General features: G+C 64.5%; 18 protein-coding genes. 10 read left to right on the forward strand and 8 right to left on the reverse strand.

Going from position 1 to position 23171, the window contains the following annotated elements; genetic code table 11:
- The first annotated feature begins 237 nt into the window (after window positions 1-237).
- The 4 genes from BMI91_RS14945 (at window position 238) to BMI91_RS14960 (ending at window position 5486) form a co-directional block, all read left to right on the forward strand.
- A complete protein-coding gene (locus tag BMI91_RS14945; RefSeq protein ID WP_078605708.1) occupies window positions 238-2553 on the forward strand; it encodes a glycosyltransferase family 2 protein in 2316 nt (771 codons plus the stop codon).
- A 64-nt stretch (window positions 2554-2617) separates the two neighbouring features.
- The gene (locus BMI91_RS14950; RefSeq protein WP_078605710.1) at window positions 2618-3283 is read left to right on the forward strand and encodes an SDR family oxidoreductase; all 666 of its coding nucleotides are present in this window, start codon (window positions 2618-2620) and stop codon (window positions 3281-3283) included.
- A 44-nt stretch (window positions 3284-3327) separates the two neighbouring features.
- Window positions 3328-4371 (forward strand): glycosyltransferase family 2 protein, encoded by a 1044-nt coding sequence (locus BMI91_RS14955; protein WP_078605712.1) that lies wholly within the window; start codon window positions 3328-3330, stop codon window positions 4369-4371.
- Between the two features lie 176 nt (window positions 4372-4547).
- Window positions 4548-5486, forward strand: coding sequence for a hypothetical protein (locus BMI91_RS14960; protein WP_078605714.1), 939 nt, complete (start codon window positions 4548-4550; stop codon window positions 5484-5486).
- Window positions 5487-5579: 93 nt separating this feature from the next.
- On the opposite strand, the gene BMI91_RS14965 is transcribed toward BMI91_RS14960, so the two are convergent.
- The gene (locus BMI91_RS14965; RefSeq protein WP_078605716.1) at window positions 5580-5792 is read right to left on the reverse strand and encodes a DUF1127 domain-containing protein; all 213 of its coding nucleotides are present in this window, start codon (window positions 5790-5792) and stop codon (window positions 5580-5582) included.
- Between the two features lie 172 nt (window positions 5793-5964).
- Here BMI91_RS14965 and pyrC point away from each other — a divergent pair, with 172 nt between their 5' ends.
- The 3 genes from pyrC to BMI91_RS14980 all read left to right on the forward strand — a co-directional run bounded on the left by pyrC (window position 5965) and on the right by BMI91_RS14980 (window position 9527).
- On the forward strand, window positions 5965-7005 hold the full coding sequence (gene pyrC / locus BMI91_RS14970) for a dihydroorotase (RefSeq protein ID WP_078605718.1): 1041 nt from the start codon (window positions 5965-5967) through the stop codon (window positions 7003-7005).
- Window positions 7006-7114: 109 nt separating this feature from the next.
- A complete protein-coding gene (locus tag BMI91_RS14975) occupies window positions 7115-7792 on the forward strand; it encodes an orotate phosphoribosyltransferase (protein ID WP_078605781.1) in 678 nt (225 codons plus the stop codon).
- Window positions 7793-8027: 235 nt separating this feature from the next.
- Complete coding sequence (locus BMI91_RS14980) at window positions 8028-9527, forward strand: replicative DNA helicase (RefSeq protein ID WP_078540536.1); 1500 nt, start codon at window positions 8028-8030, stop codon at window positions 9525-9527.
- A gap of 151 nt (window positions 9528-9678) precedes the next feature.
- On the opposite strand, the gene BMI91_RS14985 is transcribed toward BMI91_RS14980, so the two are convergent.
- From BMI91_RS14985 to BMI91_RS14995, 3 genes are all read right to left on the reverse strand, one after another.
- Window positions 9679-12246, reverse strand: a complete 2568-nt coding sequence (locus BMI91_RS14985) for a penicillin-binding protein 1A (RefSeq protein WP_078605720.1) — start codon at window positions 12244-12246, stop codon at window positions 9679-9681.
- Window positions 12247-12413: 167 nt separating this feature from the next.
- The gene (locus BMI91_RS14990; RefSeq protein WP_244176655.1) at window positions 12414-13628 is read right to left on the reverse strand and encodes an N-acetylmuramoyl-L-alanine amidase; all 1215 of its coding nucleotides are present in this window, start codon (window positions 13626-13628) and stop codon (window positions 12414-12416) included.
- Window positions 13629-13781: 153 nt separating this feature from the next.
- Window positions 13782-14921, reverse strand: coding sequence for a pyridoxal phosphate-dependent aminotransferase (locus BMI91_RS14995; protein ID WP_075775082.1), 1140 nt, complete (start codon window positions 14919-14921; stop codon window positions 13782-13784).
- A gap of 204 nt (window positions 14922-15125) precedes the next feature.
- Here BMI91_RS14995 and BMI91_RS15000 point away from each other — a divergent pair, with 204 nt between their 5' ends.
- The 3 genes from BMI91_RS15000 to BMI91_RS15005 all read left to right on the forward strand — a co-directional run bounded on the left by BMI91_RS15000 (window position 15126) and on the right by BMI91_RS15005 (window position 18133).
- Entirely contained in the window at window positions 15126-15896 is a 771-nt protein-coding gene (locus BMI91_RS15000; protein ID WP_078605721.1) for a DsbA family protein, read from the forward strand.
- A 184-nt stretch (window positions 15897-16080) separates the two neighbouring features.
- Entirely contained in the window at window positions 16081-16377 is a 297-nt protein-coding gene (locus BMI91_RS19870; protein WP_146684117.1) for a hypothetical protein, read from the forward strand.
- Between the two features lie 70 nt (window positions 16378-16447).
- Window positions 16448-18133 carry a methyl-accepting chemotaxis protein gene (locus tag BMI91_RS15005; protein ID WP_158522177.1) on the forward strand — a complete coding sequence of 562 codons (1686 nt, stop codon included), beginning with the start codon at window positions 16448-16450 and terminating at the stop codon, window positions 18131-18133.
- A 195-nt stretch (window positions 18134-18328) separates the two neighbouring features.
- On the opposite strand, the gene BMI91_RS15010 is transcribed toward BMI91_RS15005, so the two are convergent.
- The 4 genes from BMI91_RS15010 to hemA form a co-directional block, all read right to left on the reverse strand.
- Entirely contained in the window at window positions 18329-19027 is a 699-nt protein-coding gene (locus BMI91_RS15010; protein ID WP_078605724.1) for a DUF1236 domain-containing protein, read from the reverse strand.
- Window positions 19028-19182: 155 nt separating this feature from the next.
- The gene (gene ispG, locus BMI91_RS15015; RefSeq protein WP_078605725.1) at window positions 19183-20304 is read right to left on the reverse strand and encodes a flavodoxin-dependent (E)-4-hydroxy-3-methylbut-2-enyl-diphosphate synthase; all 1122 of its coding nucleotides are present in this window, start codon (window positions 20302-20304) and stop codon (window positions 19183-19185) included.
- An 84-nt stretch (window positions 20305-20388) separates the two neighbouring features.
- On the reverse strand, window positions 20389-21660 hold the full coding sequence (locus tag BMI91_RS15020; RefSeq protein ID WP_078549917.1) for a helix-turn-helix domain-containing protein: 1272 nt from the start codon (window positions 21658-21660) through the stop codon (window positions 20389-20391).
- A gap of 107 nt (window positions 21661-21767) precedes the next feature.
- Window positions 21768-22997 (reverse strand): 5-aminolevulinate synthase, encoded by a 1230-nt coding sequence (gene hemA / locus BMI91_RS15025; protein ID WP_078549915.1) that lies wholly within the window; start codon window positions 22995-22997, stop codon window positions 21768-21770.
- Window positions 22998-23171: the final 174 nt, after the last annotated feature.

A 23171-nucleotide genomic window follows, 5' to 3' on the forward strand; every position in this document is an offset into this window, starting at 1 on the left:
GCGAGTCGCCCCGATCGAACTTTCAGCGCCTTTTTCTTCCCGTCCCATCCGGTCTTGCGCGTGCTCCTCCGCGATTGCCCCGGTTTCGCCATTCCCACCGCGCGAAATCGCCCCGTTCGGAGGCGAAATCGAACCCTGGACAGGCGCGGCCCGGAATCGGGTTGCCGGCAATTGCGCGCTCTTTATCGCGTCACCCCCTGCGTGCTAGTTGGAACGAGAGGCAGTTTCGAGATCGATATGGGCAAGCAACGAGTGATCCGGCGCAGGATGCAGGCGCAAACGGGCAAGCCCGCGCTGCTCGACGCGGTGGGCTGGACCGAGGAGACCGATCTCGGGCCCCGTCACCATCTGCGCGCCTTCTTCGCCGCGCCGTCTCAGGCCGAGGATCTCAGCTTCGATGCCGTTGCCGGGGCCGCGCATCTGGCCGAGGGCCGCAATGTCGCGGGCGCGGTGATGGCAATCTACGAGCCGACTGAGCCGGGCCCGATTCAGGCCGCGATGTCCGGGCCAGACGGGCCAAGCCTCCGCGAGATCACCCCGGCTAGCCCCGATTGGGAGATGTTCGAAGGCCGCAACTGCCTGTTCGGGCTGCGGCTGGAGGAAAGCGTCGAGACGGTGCTCGATTGGCTGAGCTGGCATCACGACCATCACGGCGCGACCGGCGCGGTGATCGTGAACCGCGCGCCCGTGGACAGCCCCGCAGGCACCGGTGAGAGTTTCGCCGATGCACTGGAGGCCGGCATGGCGCTGCGCGAGCTGGACCTGCCGGTCGCGATCTTGGAAAGCCCGCTGCCGCTGGGCAAGCTCGATCAGGGGCCGGAAAACCATGTCTTCCTCGCGCCCGACGCACCCGGCAAAGACCGGATGGAGCCGCCTGCCCCCGATCCGCAGCGCAGCCCTCTGGGTCAGGCACTGATCTTCGAGATCGCGAAATGGCGCTTCTTCGCGAAGGCGGCCTCGGTGCTGGTGCTCGACGTGACCGACCTTTTGGCCGAACGCGAGCCGGGCCAGCCCTCGGCGTTCGAGGCCACGCAAGAGGCCGAAAACGGTGTGATCCTTCTGGTGGGCCGCCGCATCTATCCTTGGCGCGTGCGCAACGATCAGCCCGCGCGCTTCCCCGACCATATCTGCCGCCAGTTCGACGCGCGGCGCGGTATCGCCCGCTGGGGCTGCGCGCCGCAAAAGGCCGGGCTGGAGAATACATGGCGGCTCTTGCGCGTCAGCTATTGTCGCCCCGATCCGGGGCTGACCTACGGCTTCTGGCGCGCGATGGCGCTGCGGGTGCCGGGCACCTCACCTGCGGAACTCGCGCCCAAGACCTCGCTGGTCGAGGATGAACGCCTGCTGCACCTGTCGCGCGACATCTGGGGGTTCAAGCCGGTGCGACCGCCGGTCTCCAAGGTGAAGGACGCGCCCGCGCAGGCGGTGGAGGCGGGCCGCACCGCCATCGTCACCACGATGAAGAACGAAGGCCCCTTCATCCTCGAATGGATCGCCTATCACCGCGCGATCGGCGTGGATGATTTCCTCGTCTATACCAACGACTGCACTGACGGCACCGATACGATGCTCGATCTGCTGCAGGCCAAGGGCTACGTCCAGCACCGCGAGAACCCTTTCCGCACGATGGTCGACATGAAACCGCAGCACGCGGCGCTGGCGGCGGCGGAGAATGAGCCGGTAATCACCAAGGCGGGCTGGTCGATCTGCATGGATGTGGACGAGTTCATCAATGTGAAGATCGGCGACGGCACGCTGAAATCGCTCTATGAGGCGATGGGCGAGGCCAACATGATCGCGCTCACCTGGCGGCTCTTCGGCAATGCGGATGTCCATGCATACGAGGACAGCTTCATCACCGGGCAATTCACCCGCTGCGCCCCCGAGATCGTGCGCAAACCGCATCAGGCCTGGGGCTTCAAGACGCTGTTTCGCAATATCGCGCTCTACAAGAAGCTGGGCGTGCACCGGCCCAAAGGGCTGAACCCGGACCTCTGGGATCAGGTGAACTGGCTCAACGGCTCGGGCCAGCCGATGCCGCGCGAGATGTTCCGCAATGGCTGGCGCTCGACGCTCGACACCTATGGCTATGACTGGGTGCAGCTGAACCATTACGCGGTGCGCTCGGCCGAGAGCTTCCTCGTGAAGCGCGACCGCGGCCGGGTGAACCATGTCGATCGTGATCAGGGGCTGAACTACTGGTTCCGGATGAACCATAACGCGGTCGAGGATCGTTCGATCCAGCGGATGCTGCCCGCCGCCCGCGCCGAGTTCGACCGCATGATGGCCGATCCCGAGATCGCCGCCGCGCATCATCACGCTGTCGCCTGCCACCGCGCGAAGATCGAGGAATTGATGGCGCGCCCCGATCAGCGCGAGTTCTACGAGACCCTGACATCGGAGCGCTTCGAGGCGCTCTCGCGGATGCTGCATGTCTTCGGCTCGGCCGTGTTCAACACCGGTCCGCATGTGATCCCCGACGATCTGCACGCCCGCGACCTGCCCGACGATTTCTTCTTCACCGTCGAAGCCCCTGACGAGGCCACGCACTGAGAGCGGCGCCTTTACCCCAGCCTGCCCTGACCTAGCTCTCCGAGCAAAGGAAAGGACACAAAACATGGCACGCATTTTCGTCATCGGCGCGACAGGCGGCGTCGGGCATCGGCTGGTCCCGCTTCTGATCGCGGCAGGCCATGAGCTCACCGCGCTGCACCGCAAACCCGAGCAGGCCGACAGCCTGCGCTCGGTGGGCGCGACGCCCGTCCAAGGCGACCTGATGGAACTGACGGCGGGAGATTTCGAACCGATGTTCGAGGGCCATGACGCGGTTGTCTTCTCGGCGGGGGCTGCGGGCTCGGGGCTCGAACGCACCACCCGGATCGACGGCGAGGCACCGCTCGACGTGATTGCCGCGATGAACCGGATGAGCGTGCCGCGGCTCTACCTCGTCTCCGCCTTCCCCGATGCCGGGCGCGGCAAGGAGATCAAGCCGGGCTTCGAGCATTACATGCTGGCGAAGAAGACCGCAGATGCCGCCGTGGTCGCGAGCGGGCTCGACTATGTCATCCTGCGCCCCGGCACGCTTCTCCATGAGGAGGGCGACGGGCGCGTGGCGCTGGCCCATGCGCTCAATTACGGCTCGGTCGCGCGCGGCCATGTCGCGGCTGTGCTGACCGCGCTGATCGACGCGCCCGAGATCAGCCATGAAATTCTGGAGCTGACCGACGGCACCGAGGAAATCGCTGCAAGCGTGGCCGCCCTGCCGCGCCACGTCCTCGTGTGATCCCAGACACTTGCGGGCGCGCGCGGCCTCACTACAGTGGCGCAATGCGTGCGCTCGCAATCACATCCGTCAAGAATGAAGGCCCGTTTCTGCTGGAATGGCTGGCCCATCACCGCGCCATTGGCTTCACGGATTTCCTCGTCTTTTCAAATGACTGCGACGACGGCACCGATGCGATGCTGGATCGGTTGCAGGAGATCGGCTGGCTGACCCATGTGCCCAATCCCGGCCCGTGGAAGGAAGGCCCGCAATGGGCGGCGCTGAAACAGGCCGATGCGCATCCGCTGGTGGCAGAGGCCGACTGGATCGCGGTGATCGACGTTGACGAGTTCGTCACCATAAAAACCGGCGACGGCACGCTTGGCGCGCTGATCGAGGCCGTCCCGCAGGCCACCGCTTTCGCGATGACTTGGCGGCTGTTCGGCAATTGCGGCGTGGTCGGCTTCGAGGATCGCCCCGTCACGCAACAGTTCCCCCGCTGCGCGCCGCCGGACATGCTCTGGCCGTGGCGCGCGTCGATGTTCAAGACGCTGTTTGCCAATACCGGCGCCTATGCCAAGCTCGGCGTCCACCGCCCCCGCGCGCCACAGGACGACAAGCTGGCGGGCACGCTCTGGGTCGACGGATCGGGGCGCAAACTGCCGCCGCAATATCAGCGCCAGAAGCTTTTCACCCCGCCGGGCAGCGCGCCTTACGACCTTGTGCAGCTCAACCATTATCCGCTTGGGTCGATGGAGGGCTACCTCGTGAAATGCGACCGCGGCCGCTCGAACCGGCAGGCAGGCGCCTTCGACATGTCCTATTGGGTGGAGCGGAATTTCTCGGACGTGGAGGACGATTCGATCCGTCGCCACGATGCGGGCACGCAGGCGCGCCTCGCCGAGCTGAGCGCCGATCCCGACCTGCTCCGCCTGCACAATAAGGCAGTTATGTGGCGTAAAGCGAAGGCCCGCACGCTATTGCGCGAGGAGCCGTATCGCGCGCTTTTTGGTAGGCTTCTTCTCTGTCCGCCGAGCCGCCCGCTCTCGCCGCAAGCCGCTAAACTCATGGTTCGCCTCGCAAAAGCGGCAATTACCGAGAACCCGTGAACAAACGCCGCCAACTAGGCCGATTGTTGCCCATTAAGAAATGTGGCGGCAGATTCCTCGCTTGGCTCCTATTTGTGCCCCTTTCTTGCGGTGATACGTTGGTTGAGCAGAACTGGCGGTGTCCCGCCCGCGCTCGCAGCAAGCGAAGCGCGCACGAAAGCTGAAAAGAGGCGAAGGTGAACAAGGCAGACACGGACTGGCGTGCACGGCTGGAAAAGATCGCGGACGAGACCGGCTATTACGAGCCGCTCGGCGCCGATCATGAAGTGCTGTTCCACGACGACTCGCCCGTCCTGATCGTCAGCTTCGAGACTCGCGCACAGATCGAGGCCGATCGCGAAGAGGCCCTGCCCTTCGGCTACAAGATCGCCCGCGACGAGGGCTGGTCCGCACTCAGCGTGATCGCTTCGGACGAGAGCTGGTTCCGCGATCCCGCCATCTATGCCTATTTCGACCGCCTCGTCGACGAGGCCTTCTTTGAAGATTTCGACCGTGTGGTGTTCTACGGCGCGGGGCCTGGCGGCTACGCGGCAGCCGCCTTCTCGGTCGCGGCACCCGGCGCCACGGTGATCGCGCTCGCACCGCAGGCGACACTCGATCCGACACTCGCGGGCTGGGATGACCGGTTCCCGCAGACCCGCCGTATGTCTTTTACCGATCGCTACGGCTTCGCGCCCGAAATGCTCGACGGCGTAGAGCGGGCCTTCGTCTTCTATGACCCGTTCGAGCGGCTCGATGCGATGCACGCGGCGCTGTTCGCGCGACCTTGCGTGTCGCTGATGCCGTGCCGACATATCGGCCCGGACCCGGCGGCGGGGCTGCTCGATATGGATATTCTCGACGAGGTTCTGATCGCGGCGGGCGCGGGCAAGCTGACTCCGTCCCTGTTCTGGACCTTCTTCCGCGCCCGGCGGCTCTCGAAACGCTACGTGATCCGGCTGGTCGACCACCTGCGCCGAGCGCGCCGCCCGGTGCTGGAAGCGATCCTGTGCCGCGCGGTCGGAACCAGCCAGAACCGTCCGAAATTCCGCAACCGCTATGAGGCGCTCGCCCAGAAGCTCGCCGAGCAGGGGGTCGAGTTGCCGGAGCCACAAGAACGGGCTGGCGCGGCCTGAGCCCCGATCGAGAGACTGAAACGTAAAAAGGGCGCGCCCCGGCTGGGGCACGCCCTTTTTCAATGCGAGACGCCCGGGCGCCCCGAACCGCGATCAGATGTAGAAACGATCGCGGAACACGTGGCGCACGATGCCGTCACGGGTCAGACCCATATCGGCCAGCTCAGCGTCGCTTTTCGCGTCGAGCGCACGGATCTGCTCTTGGCGCGACTGGCGCTCCATATAGGCGACGAGGCCTTGTGCGATTGCGTGGCCCATACGGGCAAAGATCGATTGTTCGCCATGGGCGGTGGTAACGAATGCCATTGGAAACCTCCTGAGGTTCAGCGTTCAGGTCGTTTTCTCCCTTGGCACTGAATTTAGGTCAGCTTTGCTGCCAGTGGTACCGCCATCTCCGCATCCCCGCCATGCAATTGCTGCGGCGCGGCATGCGCGCTCCCTCTGGATTTGCACGCAGCCTCGGGCTAAGGACTTTTTCATGAGCACGATCACCCTGCCCCGCCCCGACGATTGGCACCTGCATCTGCGCGATGGCGCGATGCTGGAAGGTGTCGCCCCCGAAACCGCCCGTGATTTCGCCCGCGCGATCATCATGCCGAACCTCGTGCCCCCCGTGGTGCGCGGAGACGATGCTGCCGCCTATCGCGAGCGCATCCTGAAGGCGCTGCCCGAGGGGAGCGATTTCGAGCCGCTGATGACGCTCTACTTGACCGAGAAGACCGATCCGCAGGATGTGGCGCAAGCCGCAGCCTCCGGTCTGGTCAAGGCGGTGAAGCTCTATCCGGCGGGCGCCACGACGAACTCGGACTCGGGCGTGCGCGATTTCGACAAGGTTCGCGGCGTGCTGGAGAAGATGGCCGAGATCGGCCTGCCGCTTTGCGTGCATGGCGAGGTGACCCGGCCCGAGGTCGACATCTTCGACCGCGAGGCCGTGTTCATCGAGACCGTGCTCGACCCGATCCGGCGCAAGACCCCTGGCCTGCGCGTCGTGATGGAGCATATCACCACCAAGGACGGCGTGGATTACGTGGCCGCGCAGGGCGATGACATGGGCGGGACGATCACCACGCATCACCTGATCATCAACCGCAACCATATCCTCGTGGGTGGGATCAAACCGCATTACTACTGCCTGCCGGTCGCCAAGCGCGAGACGCATCGGCTGGCGCTGGTCGAGGCCGCGACCTCGGGCAATCCGCATTTCTTCCTTGGCACCGACTCTGCGCCGCATGTGGACGCCGCCAAGGAAACCGCCTGCGGCTGCGCGGGCTGTTTCACCGCGACGCACACGATGCCGCTTCTGGCACATGTGTTCGAAGCGGCGGGCGCGCTCGACAATCTCGAAGGGTTTGCCTCGCGGAACGGGCCGAATTTCTACCGCCTGCCGGTCAACGAGGGCACGCTGACGCTCGAGAAGACCGACCAGCCCAACACTTGGCCCGCCAAGATCGAGACCGGCGCGGGCCCCGTCACCCTCTTCGATCCGGGTTTCCCGGTCCATTGGCATGTAAAACGCTGAGTTTCGCCTTGGCGCAAATATCCCCGCCGGAGGCTCCCGGGCCAGCCGACGGACGCTCCGCGGGGGATATTTAGACCAAGCCGAAACCAGCCTTGATAAGGACGAGATGATGATCCCCAGCGCCTTCCCCAGCAAAGAAGAAATCGCCCGCCTGACCGCGCGGATGCTTCTGGAAATCGAAGCGGTGCATTTCAATGCCGACGAGCCCTTCACGCTCGCCTCCGGCCTGCCCTCGCCGACCTATATCGATTGCCGCAAGCTGATCTCTTTCCCGCGTATCCGTTCGACCCTGATGGATTTCCTCGCGGTGACGGTGATGCGCGAGGCCGGTTTCGAGGCCTTCGACAATATCGCGGGCGGCGAGACGGCGGGCATTCCCTTCGCCGCGATGGTGGCCGAGCGTCTGGCCCTGCCGATGACCTATGTGCGCAAGAAGCCGAAGGGTTACGGGCGCAACGCCCGCATCGAGGGCGCGATGACCGAAGGCCAGCGCGTGCTGCTGGTCGAGGATCTGACCACCGATGGCGGCTCGAAGCTGAGCTTCGTCGACGCGATCCGCGACACCGGCGCGAGCTGCGGCCATACAGCGGTGATCTTCTACTACGGGATCTTCCCCGAGACCGTGCCGAACCTGCGCGAGCATGGCGTCGAGCTGCATCACCTGTGCACCTGGTGGGATGTGTTGGCCGAGGCGCGCGCACAGGGCAGCTTCTCGAAGGAAACGCTCGACGAGGTCGAGGCCTTCCTGAGCGATCCGCGCCCGTGGCAGGACGCGCGCAAGGGCTGAAACAGCCCGGAGATTCCTGTGGATGATCCTGTGGATGCTCTGGGGAGCGTTTTAGCTCCGAATCTCGCGCTTCGAAAATAATCGCGAGATGTGGTAGGCTCTCCACGGGCAAACACCATAAATTCCGAAAACTCCGCTGAAACAGCGGGGTTTTCCCCAATCTTATCCAGATTCCCTTTTCCCCCGACTGCGGCTAGAAGACCGCGCAGAGGGACGGGGACACCGAGGCAGGTACATGAACGATCAGGCACAACGACCCGATGAGGGACAGCCCGGAAATTTGCCCGCAGAGGGCACCGCACTGCCCCATAATATCGAAGCGGAACAGCAACTTCTGGGCGCGATCCTCACCAATAACGACATCTTCGACCGGATCGCATCCGTTATCAAACCGGAGCATTTCTACGAGCCGGTGCACCAGCGCATCTACGAAGTCGCGGCGGCGAAGATCCAGAAGAACGCGCTCGCCTCGCCGGTGACGCTGAAAGCCTATCTCGAAGACGACGCGGGCCTTCAGGAACTGGGCGGCCCGGCCTATCTGGCGCGTCTGGCGGGGGCGGCGATCTCGGCCTATGCGGCGCGCGACTATGCGCTGATGATCTACGAGATGGCGGTGCGCCGCGGGCTGATCGAACTGGGCCAGGATATCTCGTCGCGCGCGGGCAAGCCGCAGATCGACGACGACCCGAAGGAGCAGATCGCATCCGCCGAGCAGCGGCTTTACACCCTCGCGGAAGAGGGTCAGGCGCAGAAGGGCTGGACCTCGTTCCTGTCGGCTGTGACCGAGGCCGTGCAATCGGCCAACGCCGCCTATCAGCGCGACGGGGGGCTCGCCGGCGTCTCGACCGGGCTCGTCGATCTCGACAAGAAGCTCGGCGGCTTCCACCCGTCGGATTTGCTGATCCTTGCAGGGCGTCCCTCGATGGGGAAAACCTCGCTTGCGACCAACATCGCCTTCAATATCGGCAAGGCCTACAAGAAGGGCATGCGCCATGACGGGGTCGAGGGTGCGATCGAAGGCGGCGTGGTCGGGTTCTTCTCGCTCGAGATGAGCGCCGAACAGCTGGCCGCGCGTATTCTCTCGGAAGCCTCGGAAGTGCCCTCGGAGCGCATCCGCCGCGGCGACATGACGGAGAGCGAATTCCGCCGCTTCGTCGAGGCCGCGAAGGCGCTGGAGAAATGCCCGCTCTATATCGACGACACGCCCGCCCTGCCGATCGGTCAGGTCGCCGCGCGCTGTCGCCGTCTGAAGCGGACGCATGGGCTCGACGTGGTGATCGTCGACTACCTGCAGCTGCTACGCGGCTCGGGCCGGGGCGACAACCGCGTGCAGGAGATCGGCGAGATCTCGATGGGTCTGAAGGCCATCGCGAAGGAATTGAACATCCCCGTGGTCGCGCTGTCGCAGCTGTCGCGGACGGTGGAAAGCCGCGAGGACAAGCGCCCGCAGCTCTCCGACCTTCGGGAATCGGGCTCGATCGAACAGGATGCCGACGTGGTGATGTTCGTCTATCGCGACGAATATTATCACGAGCGTCTCAAGCCACCGGAAGACGACCCGAAATTCGCCGAGTGGATGCAGAAGGCCGAGCGCGTGCATGGCAAGGCCGAGGTGATCCTGGGCAAGCAGCGTCACGGGCCGATCGGCACGGTGGAATTGGCCTTCGAGAGCCAGTTCACGCGCTTCTCGGATCTGGCCAAGCCCTGGCAGGGCGACGGCAACGAAGGGTTTTGAGCGGGGCTTGGGGGCGCGGCCCCTACCCCTTACGGGTCTCTAGGTACGCCCGAACCGCCAGAGCTCTGGCACGTATAATCGAGCAGAAACGGAAAAAGGGGGGCGAACGCCCCCCTTTTTTAGTGTCTGTCGGTTGTGACGCGCGGCGCGCTCAGTAGAGGCCGCCTGCCGAGAGCGAGCCGAAATCGGCCTTCTTCTTCGGAATGACCTTTTGCTGGCCGGTCGAGGTGGTCACCGTGGTGGAGCCCGCATCGTCGCGTTCGCCCTGCGCAAACAGCGGCAGGTTCGAGCCCATCGCGAAGCCGCCATCGACGACCAGCGAGCCGAGGCCCGACATGTCCTGACCGGGGCGCAGATATTCCGCCTGCACGAATTCGCCGGTGGCGGAATCCGAGAGACGCTCGCCGGTATAGCGGTTGAACTTCGCCCAGGTGCCGCCCGGCGGAACCTTGAACTTCGAGCCGCCGAATTCCTTGATCGCTTCACGCATGAACTCGTTGAACACCGGCACACAGAGCGTGCCGCCATAGGCGTGACGGCCCAGCGAGCGCGGGTTGTCGTAGCCCATGTAGCACGAGGCCACGATGTTCGAGCTGAAACCGGTGAACCAAACGTCCTTCGCGTCGTTGGTGGTGCCGGTCTTGCCCGCGATCGGAACCGGCAGATCGACGCCGTAGCCGGAGCCGCGCTTCACCACGCCCTCCATCAGCGAGATCATCTGATAGGCGGTGATCGGGTCGATGATCTGGTCGCGGTGGCTGACGATCTTCGGCCCCTGCCCCTCGGGCAGGTTCGGATCCTCGCAATTGGCGCAGCTGCGCTGGTCGTGGCGGTAGATCGTGCGGCCGTAGCGGTCCTGCACGCGGTCGACCAGCGTCGGCTCCACCCGCTCGCCGCCATTGGCGAACATCGCATAGGCCGAGATGAGGCGGAACATCGTCGTTTCCTGCGCGCCGAGCGCATTGGCGAGGAACTGGCGCATATGGTCGTAGACGCCGAATTTCTCGGCATAGGCCGCGACCGTCTCCATGCCGATTTCCTGCGCGATCCGGATCGTCATCAGGTTCCGCGAATGCTCGAGGCCGGTGCGCATCGGCGTCGGGCCGTAATATTTGTTCGACGCGTTCTTCGGACGCCACATGCCTTGGGGCGTGTTGATCTCGATCGGCGCGTCGACCACGATCGTCTCGGGCGAGAAGCCGGAATCCAGCGCCGCCGCATAGACGAAGGGTTTGAAGTTCGAGCCCGGCTGGCGCATCGCCTGCGTGGCGCGGTTATAGACCGAGGACTGATACGAGAAGCCGCCCTGCATCGCCAGCACGCGGCCGGTATTCACGTCCATCGCCATGAAGGCGCCTTCGACCTTCGGCACCTGGCGCAGCGTCCAGCGGATGAAGGAGCCGTCGCTATCCTTCGTCATCGCGCGGACCTCGACGACGTCGCCGGTCTCCAGCAGGTCCTGCGCCTGTTTCGCGCGCGGACCGAGCTTGCCGTCATCCTTCAGCTTGCGCGCCCAGGTCACATCCTCGGGCGGGATCCAGTGGCCGTCTTTGTCTTCCTCGATGCCTTCGATGCCGATGCGGGCCGAGCCGCCTTCGAAGCCCAGCACCACAGCCGGGTGCCAGCCGTCGATGTCGCGCGGGGCTTTCGCGGTCGAGACATCGGAGAGCGCGGCGCGCCAGTCGGCCTCGTTCTTCAGCTTGTCCTCGGCGATCTTCGCCCCGGTGCCGCGCCAGACGCCCTGCTCGCGGTCGTATTTCTCCAGCGCATGTTGCAGCGCCTTCGTCGCATGGGATTGCAGATCGGGGTTCACGGTCGCGCGGATCGTGAGGCCGCCGCCAAAGAATTCCTCTTCGCCGAAGCTCTTCGACAGCTGACGGCGAATTTCGTCGGTGAAATAGTCGCGCGGCGGAAGCTGCGCACGGAACGGGGCGTAATCGCCGTTCTGCACGGATTTCAGCGGCTTGTTCTGCTCCGCCTCCATCGTCGCCTTGTCGATCCGGCCGTCCTCGTACATCCGGCGGAGCACGTAGTTGCGGCGCTCTACGGCGGTCTTGTAGTCGCGCACGGGATGCAGATCGGCAGGCTTCTTCGGCAGTGCCGCGAGATAAGCGGCCTCGCCCACCGTCAGATCGGCGAGCGGCTTGTTGAAATAAGTCTGCGCGGCAGCGGCGACCCCGTAGGAGTTCTGCCCGAGATAGATTTCGTTGAGGTAGAGCTCGAGAATGCGGTCCTTGCTCAGCACATGCTCGATGCGCGAGGACAGGATCAGTTCCTTGATCTTGCGCTCCACCGAGCGGTCTGCGGAGAGAAGCAAGTTCTTCGTCACCTGCTGGGTGATCGTCGAAGCGCCGCGCACGTCGCGCCCGCCCGACTTCACGGCCGTGAACATCGCCGCCGCGATCCCGCGCGGGTCGAAACCGGGGTGGATGTAGAAGTTCTTGTCCTCGGCCGAGACGAAGGCGCCCTTCACCCGGTCGGGAATGTCGCGGATCGGCACGAAGAGGCGGCGCTGCTCGGCGAATTCGTCGATCAGGCGGCCGTCGCCGTTATAGATGCGCGAGATGGTCTTGGGGCGGTATTGCGCAAGCTGGTCATAGCTCGGCAGATCGCGCGAATAGATCCAGAAGATCGCCCCGATGGTGAGCGCGGCAAAGAACAGCCCGGTCACAACCCAGGAAAACACGCCGCCGATCGAGCCGAGAATGAAACGGATCACAGATACACCCCTTGCCTCGGGGCAGATCACCCCATCGCGCCAGCCTATACATCGCGCCTTCGTGACGGTCAAAGTAATGTGCGCTCACGCTTCCGAGAAGACTCCGCATGGTCACAATCCCGCTCAATGGGCGGATGACCGCGCGTCAGACCGGGAACAAAACGCGATTACTGGCGCAAAAGCTTCGCTTCCGCCGCATCGCCCTGCGCCCATGTTTCGACGCCTTTCGTGATCGCCTCGGCCATTCGTGCGCGCCAATCGGGATCCTTGAGCCGCGCGCGATCGGCGGGCGACGACAGGAAGCCCAGCTCCACGAGGACCGAAGGGATATCGGGCGATTTCAGCACCGAGAAATTCGCGCCCTGCACCGGGCGTTTGTGCATATGCAACCCCGCGCCCTTGATCGCGCCCGCCAGCACCTGCGACAGCCGGACCGAGCGCGGCTGCGTATCGCGCCGCGCCAGATCGACGAGGATATGTGTGATCGCATCGCCCTGCCCGTTCAGATCGACGCCCGCGAGGATATCGTCGCGGTCATGGCGCTGCACGAGCTTGCGGGTCGCTTCCGTTTCGGCGTGATCGTCGAGCCGGTAGATGGTGGAGCCCGTCGCCTTCCCCTCAGCGATGGAATCGGCATGGAGCGAGATGAAGATATCCGCGCCCGACGCCCGCGCAACGGTCACGCGGGTTTCGAGCGGCACGAACACGTCCTGATCTCGGGTCATCACAACCTGCATCCCCGCCCGGCGCATCGCATCCCGCAGCTGCCGTGCGAAGCCCAGCACGATATCGGCCTCATGCGCGCCGCCATCCTCCGCCCCCGGATCGATGCCGCCATGGCCGGGATCGAGCACGACTTTCAGCGGTCGCGTCCCGTCCTGACGGCGATGCGGCGCGACGGTCGGCGCGGGTTGCGGCAGATCCCACAGGGCGGAATCGGCGGCGCCCTTGCGCGGGGTGAACTTCGCCGCCGGCACCTGCGCCAGCGTCAGCGCGATCTCGGGGTTGCCCTTGGTGCGCTCTTCCGAGGTAACGAGGCGCATCGGATGAGCCAGCTCGGCCACCATCCGCGACCAGCCGGGCCGGAACTTGCCCCAGCGCAGCCCTTTGATCGCATCGCTGCCCTTGAGCAGGGTTTCCGGCGGGTTGGCCCCGAAATTCACCTCGCGGAAGTCGATGACCAGCCGGTAGGGATCGGCCAGCAGAAAGGCGCGATACGGCACGGGCTGACTGATGCCGAGCGTGATCGCGACCTTATCGCCGCTTTGCGCGATCTGGCTGCGCTCGGGCGCATATTGCGCCAAGGCCGACAGGTCCTGCGCCCGCGCAGGCAGAGCCAGCGCGAGAGACATCGCGAGAAGAAGAATGAACCGCCCGATCATACGCGCCCCGTTTTTATGCGCTTTCGTTTTGCGGGCACTATAGCGGCCGCGTTCGCGTGGAGCAAAGGGCGAATGGGCACGTTGGCGCGGGCGCCCAGCCACCGACGAGGCGGCGCGCCCACCCAAGGGTCGGGCGCGCCCCTCATCGCAACCTCAGCGGTTCTCCATGAAGCTCCGCAGCCGCTTGATCCCCTCGGCGACCCGCTCGGGGCTTTGCGCATAGGAAAAGCGGATGGTCTGCGCGCCGCGATGGGGGTCGAAATCCATCCCCGGCGTGACCGCCACCCCGACGCTCTCGAGGATTTCCGCGGCGAAAGCGGCGCTATCCTCAGTCAGCTCCGACACGTCGGCATAGAGGTAGAACGCCCCATCGGGCGGCGCGATCCGGGTGAAGCCCATCTTCGGCAGCTCTTCGAGCAGCATCTGGCGGCTCTGCCCGTAGCGCGCGACATTCTCGGCCATCTCGTCGAGGCTCTCCAGCGCGCCCAGAGCCGCCACCTGGCTCGCATGGGGGGCGCAGATGAACATGTGCTGCGCGAGACGTTCCACGGTGCGCAGATGGCTTTCCGGCACCACCATCCAGCCCACGCGCCAGCCCGTCATCGAGAAATATTTCGAGAAGGAATTGATCACGAAGACGTCGTCGGAAATCTCCAGCGCCGAGACCGCACGGCCCTCATATTGCAGCCCGTGATAGATTTCGTCCGAGATGAAAGCGATGTCGCGGGCCTGACAATGCTCGATCAGCGCCTGCAGCTCCGGCTTGCCCAGCATCGTGCCCGACGGGTTGCCCGGCGAGGCCACGATCAGCCCGGCCAGATCGTCCGGGATTTCCTCGGGCGTCGGCTGGTAGCGGTTCTGCGCCTCGGTCGGAATGCCCACCGGCTCGATCGAAAGCGCCTTGAGGATCTGGCGGTAGCTCGGATAGCCCGGCTCGCCCAGCCCCACCTTGTCGCCCACATCGAACAGCGCCGTGAAGGCCAGCTGGAACGCCCCGGAAGAGCCCGACGTGATGACCACCCGCGCAGGATCCAGATCGATGTCGTACCAACGCTTGTAGAGCTTCGCGATCCCCTCGCGCAGATAGGGCAGCCCCAACGCCACCGTGTAGCCCATCGGCTGGCTCTCCAGCGCTTCGGCCAGACGGCGCTTGGCGGCTTTCGGCGCGGAGGTACCCGGCTGGCCCACTTCCATATGCACGATGTCGCGGCCCGCAGCCTCCGCCTCTGCCGCCATGCGCAGCACATCCATCGCGATGAACGGTTCCACCTGCCCGCGTTTCGACTGCCGCATCCTGCCAACTCCTTGCCGCTTGAGATTTCGCCCAAGGGGTTAGGCCGAAGCCGCCCGAGCGTCAATGCGGCGTCACTGCACGCATATGTCGCCGCGCGCCACCAGATGAAGCCGCGCCCTGCGCGCTAACGCCCTCTTGATCCCGCGCGCCCGAGCGGTCAGGTTGCTTGCGAACCAACAGGACCCGATCCAAAGGATACGCCCATGCTCCGCACGCTTCTGGCCGCGACCGCCTTCGCCGCGCTCGCCACGGCCGCCCCGCTCACACCGGCAGCCGCGCAGGATTTCGACTTCGCCAACATGTCCGACAGCCAGAAATCCGCATTCGGTGACGCCGTGCGCGAGTACCTGATGGCCAATCCGCAGGTTCTGGTCGAGGCGATCAACGAGTTGGAAGCCAAGCAGCAGGCGCAGCAGGCCGATAACGACAAGCAGCTGATCAAGACCAATGCGAAGGATATCTTCGAGGACGGTTATAGCTGGGTCGGCGGTAATCCCGATGGCGACATCACCGTCGTCGAGTTCATGGATTACAAATGCACCTACTGCAAAAAAGCCTATGACGAGGTCTCGGACCTGATCTCGAAAGACGGCAATATCCGCTTCATCGTGAAGGAATTCCCGATCCTCGGGCAGCAGTCGGAACTGGCGGCGCGTTTCGCGGTCGCGACGAAGCAGATCGACGGCGACGACGCCTATGCGAAGATGCACGACACCCTGATGAAGGCGCGCGGCAATCTCACCGTCGAGAGCCTGAGCCAGATCGCCAAGGATCAGGGCCTCGATCCCGATCCGATCCTCAAGCAGATGAACGACGACTCCGTGACCGAGGTTCTGCGTCAGAACTACCAGCTCGCGCAGCGCATGGCGATTTCGGGCACGCCCGCCTTCGTCATCGGCGGGCAAATGCTGCGCGGTTACGCGCCGGAAGCGGCAATGGCGAAAATGGTTGCCGAGGAGCGTCAATCCGAGTGACCTTCACCTGAAGAACGCCGCGCAAGGCGTTTTTCGGATTAAGATTTTCAAGATTGCGAGCGCCGTCCGGGTTCATCACGATCCGGGCGGCGTTTTCATGTCCTTTACCGTGAGAGTCCGAAGTTTTCACCTCTTAGGGGGCCGTTAATGGATCGCGCGTAGCCTGCTCTCGAAAAGGACTGTGATGCGACTCGAATTGCTGCTTATGACCCTCTCGGTGCTCTGCGCACCAATCGCCGCCCTCGGCATGCTGCCAGAGGACCAAGCGGGGCTGTACCTCGTCGTCGTCCCACCCTGGCGCGCCGCCGATCAGGTGATCGCCGCCGCAGGGGCGCACCCGGTGGGACCGGTGCGCGCGCCCTTGGGGGAATTCGCGACAGCAGATGCGCCGGGCACGCTCGCCCGGCTGCGGGCGGCGGGTGCATGGGTCGTTCTCGACGCTAAGAAAATGGCCTGGCTCTGCGGGGCGGCCGAGATTTGAGGGACCTCTGATGATTGACGGGAACACCGCTGGGCCGACCACTGTGCAAGCGCCACAAAAAGACGCGCATATGCGCCAGGTGCGGAAATTGCTGGCCTTCGGGACAGTCGCCATGGCCGCCATCGTCACGGCAACCGCCTATCTGGTGGGCACGGCCTTCCTCGTGGCCAGCGTGACCGCCTGGGTCTTCGCCTCTGCCGCTCTGCTCGGGTGGCGGATGCGCGATCGGCGGCGCGGCAACACCATCCTCGCGCAAGGGGTGATCGGCCAGGCCGTGGCCCTTACCGCTGCGCTCTCCGGCCATCCGTGGCAAATCGATGCGCACCTTTCGTTTTTCGCGCTGATGGCCGTGCTGATCGTGATGGTCGACAACCGCGCGATCTTCTTCGCCGCCGCGACTGTGGTGGTGCATCACCTCGCGCTCTCGGTCCTGATGCCCAGCCTGATCTATCCCAGCGCGGATATCTGGGAAAATGTCTCGCGCTCGCTTTTCCACGGTGCGACCGTCGCCATCGAAACGGCGGTGCTCGTCTATGCCGTGCTCAACCGCCGCCGCATGGAAAGCTCGATGGAAGAGCGCGTGGCAGAGGCGATCGACGCCACCGCCCAAGCCGACGAAGCCCGTCGCCAAGCGGAGGGAGAGACCACGCGCGCCCAGCAGATGCAGGACGCCGCGAGCGAAGCCGCCCAAAAGGCAGAGGCGCTGCGCGTCGATGCGGAACGCAACGCGCGTGAAGTCGAAGAAGCGACCCGCCTCGCCCGCCTGGCCGAAGAGGATCTCGCCCAGGAACGTGCCGAAACCACGGCGCGCCAGACTCGCGTCGTCGAAGCACTCGAAATCGCGCTGCAGCAACTCTCGCGCAAGGACCTCAAGGCCCGGCTCGGTGAGGTGGATGCGGATTACGCGGGGCTCGCCGTCAATTTTAACACGGCGATTGAGCAACTCGAAGGCGCCATCGCCCTCGTCACCGGCCACAGCGTCGACATCCGCCAACAGATCGGCGAGATCAGCGCTGCCTCGGCCGCGCTCTCCACCCGGGCTGAGAAGCAATCGGGCACCCTTGCCGACGCAGCCGCCTCGCTCAACGAATTGACCTCCTCGGTGCAATCGGGCGCGAAAATGGCAGCCGAAGCTGCGAGTGCGGCCAGCAATGCGGAAACCGTCGCCAAGGAAAGCGCTGCGGTGGTCAGCGAGTCGATCCGCGCGATGAACGAAATCGAAACCAGTTCGAAACAGATCGAGCGCATCACCTCGGTGATCGACGATATCGCTTTCCAGACCAACCTCCTTGCGCTCAACGCTGGTGTGGAAGCTGCCCGCGCAGGTGAGGCCGGTCGCGGCTTCGCCGTCGTCGCCTCTGAAGTGCGAGACCTCGCGCAGCGCTCCTCCGCCTCCGCAAAAGAGATCACCGCACTGATTGAAGCCTCGGGCCAACAGGTCAGCACCGGCGTCGAACTCGTCAGCAAGACCGTCGCCTCGCTCGAAGGCATCGTTAAATCGGTCGAAGAGATTTCACAGCGCGTCGCCCAGATGGCGCGCTCCTCCGAGGAGCAGTCCCGCACCCTCGCAGCGATCAACGGTTCGGTCGAACAGCTCGACCACGCCACCCGCCAGAATGTCGCGATGTTCGAAGAAACCACCGCTGCGAGCAAAATGCTCGACGACCTCGCCGAGGCGCTCCGCGAAGCCGTGACGCAATTCTCGACCTCCCCCGCTGTGATTGAGGACCAAGACGCGCTTCCGCGGGCGAGCTGACGACTACCCCGGCTCAATAGCCGGAGCGCCCGAGTCGCCAGCGGCGAGGACCATGCCGCTGGCCGAGGCCCGCGACGCGGCAAGCCGATCGCGTTGGGCTGCGAACCGCGTAGAACTGAATGCGAAGCAACCACCCAGACAAAAAAGCCGGCGCGGTGAGGCGCCGGCTTTCTTTATGGTCTCTATCATCGAGCCTTACGAGGCGGGCACGACGTAGACGATCGCGCGGCTATCAGGGTTCACGAAGACCGTGTTGTCGTTGATGTTGCCATAGGCATAGGTGCTGTCCGGCACCGGCGTCAGCGTCACCATGTCCGGAATGACCTTGCCGGTCGCGACTTCCCCGTCGAGATAGACCGGCGCGACGGGGTGCTTCTCGACCCAGGTGATCGTGGTCGGCTCGGGCTTGGCCGCAGCGCCCACGCCGGCGGAACCGATCAGCGCGCCGACCACGGCGCCCACGGGGCCACCCACGGCCGCACCGGCTGCCCCGCCAGCAGCAGCACCGGTCAGTGCCGCAGCGCCTTGGCCATCCTTGTTGGCGTTATCACCCGGGACCTGGATCTGGTTCACGGTGACCGATTGCGGGCCGGTCGACAAAAGCGCCATCTGGCCATCGACCATCACACCCAGCTGACCTGCGGGCGCATAGCCATTCATACCATCGAAAGTCACCTGACAGATCGTGCCATCAGGCAGACAGCCTTCCACCGGAACGATGGTGCCGTCGGAGACCGTCGCGATCGTTTTCGACGAGGCCTCGACCCCGGCGTGGATATCGAACTCGCCTTGGGCGGTGGCCATCAGCGGCGGGCTGGTCTCGGCAAAAGCGGTACCGGCGATCGTCGTGGTGCTGGCGGCAGCAGCGAGGATAGTTGCGAACTTGCGGGTCATTGGAATTACCTCCTTTATTACCCTGACCGCCACGAGGGACGGCCTCTCTCCGTTGTGGGGAGGGAAATGTGGAGGTGCGCCAATTCGTTCCCCCGGAACCCTATCACGGCAGCGTGATAAGGGCCAATTTCGGGGGCGCTTCGGCACTTTTCCGCTTATTCGGCGGCGGCTTTCTCCGCTTCGATCTCGGAAGCCTTTTTCTCAACCAATTCAATGATATGGTCGATCATATCCGCGTTGGATTGCTTGTGATCCTGCTTGCCGGCCATGTAAACCATGCCCGATCCGGCACCGCCGCCGGTAAAGCCGATATCGGTCATCAGCGCCTCGCCGGGACCGTTCACGACGCAGCCGATAATCGACAGGGAGATCGGGGTCTTGATGTGTTCGAGCCTTTCTTCCAGCTCCGCCACGGTCGCAATCACGTCGAAGCCCTGACGCGCGCAGGACGGGCAGGAGATGATCTGCACGCCGCGGGTGCGCAGCCCCAGAGACTTCAGGATCTCGAAACCGACCTTCACCTCTTCGACCGGATCGGCCGAGAGCGAGACGCGCAGCGTGTCGCCAATGCCCATCCACAGGAGGTTGCCCAGACCGATCGCTGATTTCACCGTGCCGGAGGTCAGCCCCCCTGCTTCGGTGATACCAAGGTGGATCGGCGCATCGGTGGCATCCGCAATGCCCTGATAGGCCGCGGCGGCGAGGAACACGTCCGACGCCTTCACCGAAATCTTATATTCGCGGAAATCGTGATCCTCGAGAATGCGGATATGGTCCATTGCGCTCTCGACCATCGCCTCGGGGCACGGCTCGCCGTATTTCTCCAGCAGGTGCCGCTCGAGCGAGCCTGCATTCACGCCGATCCGGATCGAACAGCCGTGATCCTTGGCGGCGCGCACGACCTCGGCCACGCGCTTCTCGTCGCCGATATTGCCGGGGTTGATGCGCAGGCAAGCCGCCCCCGCCTCCGCCGCCTCGATCGCGCGTTTGTAGTGGAAATGGATATCCGCCACGATCGGCACCGGGCTTTCGCGGCAAATCTCGCGGAGGGCGCGCGTGCTGGATTCGTCCGGGGTCGAGACACGCACGATATCCGCGCCGACATCCGCCGCGCGGATCACCTGATCGAGCGTCGCGCGCACGTCCGAGCTGTCGGTATTGGTCATCGTCTGCACCGAGATCGGCGCATCGCCCCCGACGGGGACATTGCCGACCATGATCTGGCGAGACTTGCGGCGGTAGATATTGCGCCACGGACGGACCGGGTTGAGAGACATGCAAACGCTCCTTCGAGACCTCGGCTCCTGATACGCCAAGGCCCGCTGCGGTGCAACGGGCCGGGGCGGATCGTGATCTGCGGTTTATTGCTGGTCGGTCTGGGCCGGCGCGGCGGCATCGCCCGCATCGGCCACGGCGATCATCTTCGCGAGGTCCTTGTCCTGCGCGAGATTGGCGACCGGATAGTCCTCGTCGAGTGCGGCGGAGGACAGCTTGATGTTCTTCGTGACCTGACCGCGCTTGCCGACCGGGCCATGCGTCACGCCGTTGACCGCGAAATAAATCGCGCCGGATTCGCCGGTGCGCATCGTCGGCGCTTCCTCGAGCTTGGGCAGCACGTAACGCTCGCCCGCATCCATGACCTTCTCGAACAGGGTCGCGCCATCGGCAGACTTGATCCGCACCCAGGACGGCCGCACGGCCAGCACGACGACGTCGGGCTGATCCGCTCCCAGCGCCTTGGCGACGGCGGATTGGATATTGTTCTCGGGGCCCGCCGCCGAGGCGAGTTGCGTGCCCTGCGGCGTGTTCGGGGACGTGTTGGACTGCGCCAGACCGATGAGATTGGGCGTCAGACCCGGAGCGGCGGCGCCCACACCCTGCCCGGCCAGCGCGCCAGTCGCATTGGGATCGATCGAAGCGATCGGTCCGTCGCGCGACACCAGAACCGGCGCGTCGAGCGCCGCCGGACGGTAGATGCGCGCGGAACGCTCGGGTTGGTTGACCTCGGGCAGCGTGTCGTCGGCCTGCGCCATCTCCGGCCCGTCCTTGACCGAGTCGAGCGGGTCGAGATCGGCCATCACGCCGGGGGCCTGATCCACGGGCGTCAGCTGCACACGCTGCACTTCCTGCAGAACGGTCCAGCCGCCATAGCCGATACCGCCGCCGATCAGCGCCAGAACGAAAAGCGCACCGACGGCGCGCGGCTCGATCTTGGTCCAGAGCGATTCCTTGCGCGGAATGAAGGCGGGATTGGCGAGCGCCTCGGCCATGTCTTTCGGGTCGCGCTGCGGCTTCGGGCCAGAGGCGGCCTCGGACATGCCATGGGCGGGCGAGTAGCCAGCCTCGTTGCAGAAGCGCTGGAACGACCATTCCGGGTCAAGACCGAGATAGCGCGCGTAGGAGCGCACATAGCCCGCGATGAAGGAAGGCGTGTCGAAAGCTTCCACGTCGCAGGCTTCGATGGCCGCGATATAGGCCGCTTTGATCCGGAGTTCACGCTGGACATCAAGGAGCGATTTGGCGAGCGTCGCCCGCTCGCCGCGCATCACATCGCCAAGACGAAGTTCGAAATCGTCGAACCCTTTAGGTTTGACTTCGTCCCCCGTCGAAGGTTTAGCCCTTCGCCCGATCATGCTGCCTGTCCCTGCCGTTGCCCGCCTGCGTCGATTCGGAGCCAATAGCCCCTTCGATTAACAAAGGCTTATCACAAGCAAGCGAGCCGCGCACGCGCCTATGTGGCTTACGCGCTGGCTTCGGCGCGATTTAGCTCACAGCGCGCCCAAAGCGCGTCCATGCCCTTGACCAGACCGTCAATCATACCGGTGTCGTGCACCGGCGAGGGCGTGAAGCGCAGACGCTCAGTGCCGCGGGGCACGGTCGGGAAGTTGATCGGCTGGACATAGACCCCGAACTCGTCGAGCAACATGTCCGACAAGGCCTTGGTATGTTTGGGATCTCCGATGATCACAGGCACGATATGCGAGCCGTGGTCGATGATCGGCATGCCCATACCTTTCAGGCGCATCTTGAGAATCTTCGCGTGCAGCTGCTGCTTGTCGCGCAGCTCCTGACCGCCCTCGCCTTTCAGGAAGGCGATCGACGCGGCAGCGCCAGCCGCAACCGCCGGCGGGATCGAGGTGGTGAAGATGAAGCCCGGCGCATAGGAGCGCACGGCGTCCACCATCTTGGCCGACGCCGCGATATAGCCGCCGAACACGCCGAAGGCCTTGCCCAGCGTGCCGTTGAAGATGTCGATCCGGTCCATCTCGCCCAGCTTCTCGGCGATACCGGCACCGCGCGGTCCATACATGCCGACCGCGTGCACCTCGTCGAGATAGGTCAGCGCGCCGAATTCCTCGGCCAGATCGCACAGCTCGGAGATCGGACCGAAATCGCCATCCATCGAATAGACCGACTCGAAGGCGATCAGCTTCGGCGCGGCCGGATCGTCGGCGGCCAGCAATTCGCGCAGATGTTCGACGTCATTGTGACGGAAGATGCGCTTGGCGCCGCCGTTGCGACGGATGCCTTCGATCATCGAGGCGTGGTTCAGCTCGTCGGAATAGATGATGAGGCCGGGGAACAGCTTGGGCAGCGTGCTCAGCGTCGCGTCATTCGCGATATAGGCCGAGGAGAAGACCAGCGCGGCCTCTTTGCCATGCAGATCGGCGATCTCGTGCTCCAGCCGCTTGTGATAGACCGTGGTCCCCGAGATGTTGCGCGTCCCGCCCGAGCCTGCGCCCGTGGCGTCCAGCGCCTCGTGCATCGCGGCCAGGACGACCGGATGCTGGCCCATGCCCAGATAGTCGTTGCCGCACCAGATGGTGATGTCCTGCTTCGACCCGTCCGGCTTGGTCCAGACGGCGTGGGGGAAATTACCCTTCTCGCGCTCGATATCGATGAAGACGCGATAGCGGCCTTCCTCGTGCAGCTTGTCAATCGCCTGATCGAGTGCGCGGTCGTAATCCATCTCGTGCTTCCCTTGCATGACTGTTCGCTGGGTCTGCCCTACCGGGCACCACAAAGCGCGACATTGATAAATGTCAAATTCCTCTCCCTGAAGGGCAAAAATGTCGCAAATAGTCATGAAAAGCAAACATTCAGTTTTCGCAATTTGTCGCGCCCTTGCGTCACCCCCTCTGGA

Source organism: Thioclava sediminum, assembly GCF_002020355.1.
In the GTDB taxonomy this organism is placed as follows: domain Bacteria; phylum Pseudomonadota; class Alphaproteobacteria; order Rhodobacterales; family Rhodobacteraceae; genus Thioclava; species Thioclava sediminum.

Coding starts and splice junctions, on each gene's coding strand:
- BMI91_RS14945 (WP_078605708.1), top strand. CDS start 238: ATGGGCAAGCAACGAGTGATCCGGCGCAGGATGCAGGCGCAAACGGGC.
- BMI91_RS14950 (WP_078605710.1), top strand. CDS start 2,618: ATGGCACGCATTTTCGTCATCGGCGCGACAGGCGGCGTCGGGCATCGG.
- BMI91_RS14955 (WP_078605712.1), top strand. CDS start 3,328: ATGCGTGCGCTCGCAATCACATCCGTCAAGAATGAAGGCCCGTTTCTG.
- BMI91_RS14965 (WP_078605716.1), bottom strand. CDS start 5,792: ATGGCATTCGTTACCACCGCCCATGGCGAACAATCGATCTTTGCCCGT.
- pyrC (WP_078605718.1), top strand. CDS start 5,965: ATGAGCACGATCACCCTGCCCCGCCCCGACGATTGGCACCTGCATCTG.
- BMI91_RS14975 (WP_078605781.1), top strand. CDS start 7,115: ATGATCCCCAGCGCCTTCCCCAGCAAAGAAGAAATCGCCCGCCTGACC.
- BMI91_RS14980 (WP_078540536.1), top strand. CDS start 8,028: ATGAACGATCAGGCACAACGACCCGATGAGGGACAGCCCGGAAATTTG.
- BMI91_RS14990 (WP_244176655.1), bottom strand. CDS start 13,628: ATGATCGGGCGGTTCATTCTTCTTCTCGCGATGTCTCTCGCGCTGGCT.
- BMI91_RS14995 (WP_075775082.1), bottom strand. CDS start 14,921: ATGCGGCAGTCGAAACGCGGGCAGGTGGAACCGTTCATCGCGATGGAT.
- BMI91_RS15000 (WP_078605721.1), top strand. CDS start 15,126: ATGCTCCGCACGCTTCTGGCCGCGACCGCCTTCGCCGCGCTCGCCACG.
- BMI91_RS19870 (WP_146684117.1), top strand. CDS start 16,081: ATGCGACTCGAATTGCTGCTTATGACCCTCTCGGTGCTCTGCGCACCA.
- BMI91_RS15005 (WP_158522177.1), top strand. CDS start 16,448: ATGCGCCAGGTGCGGAAATTGCTGGCCTTCGGGACAGTCGCCATGGCC.
- BMI91_RS15010 (WP_078605724.1), bottom strand. CDS start 19,027: ATGACCCGCAAGTTCGCAACTATCCTCGCTGCTGCCGCCAGCACCACG.
- ispG (WP_078605725.1), bottom strand. CDS start 20,304: ATGTCTCTCAACCCGGTCCGTCCGTGGCGCAATATCTACCGCCGCAAG.
- BMI91_RS15020 (WP_078549917.1), bottom strand. CDS start 21,660: ATGATCGGGCGAAGGGCTAAACCTTCGACGGGGGACGAAGTCAAACCT.
- hemA (WP_078549915.1), bottom strand. CDS start 22,997: ATGGATTACGACCGCGCACTCGATCAGGCGATTGACAAGCTGCACGAG.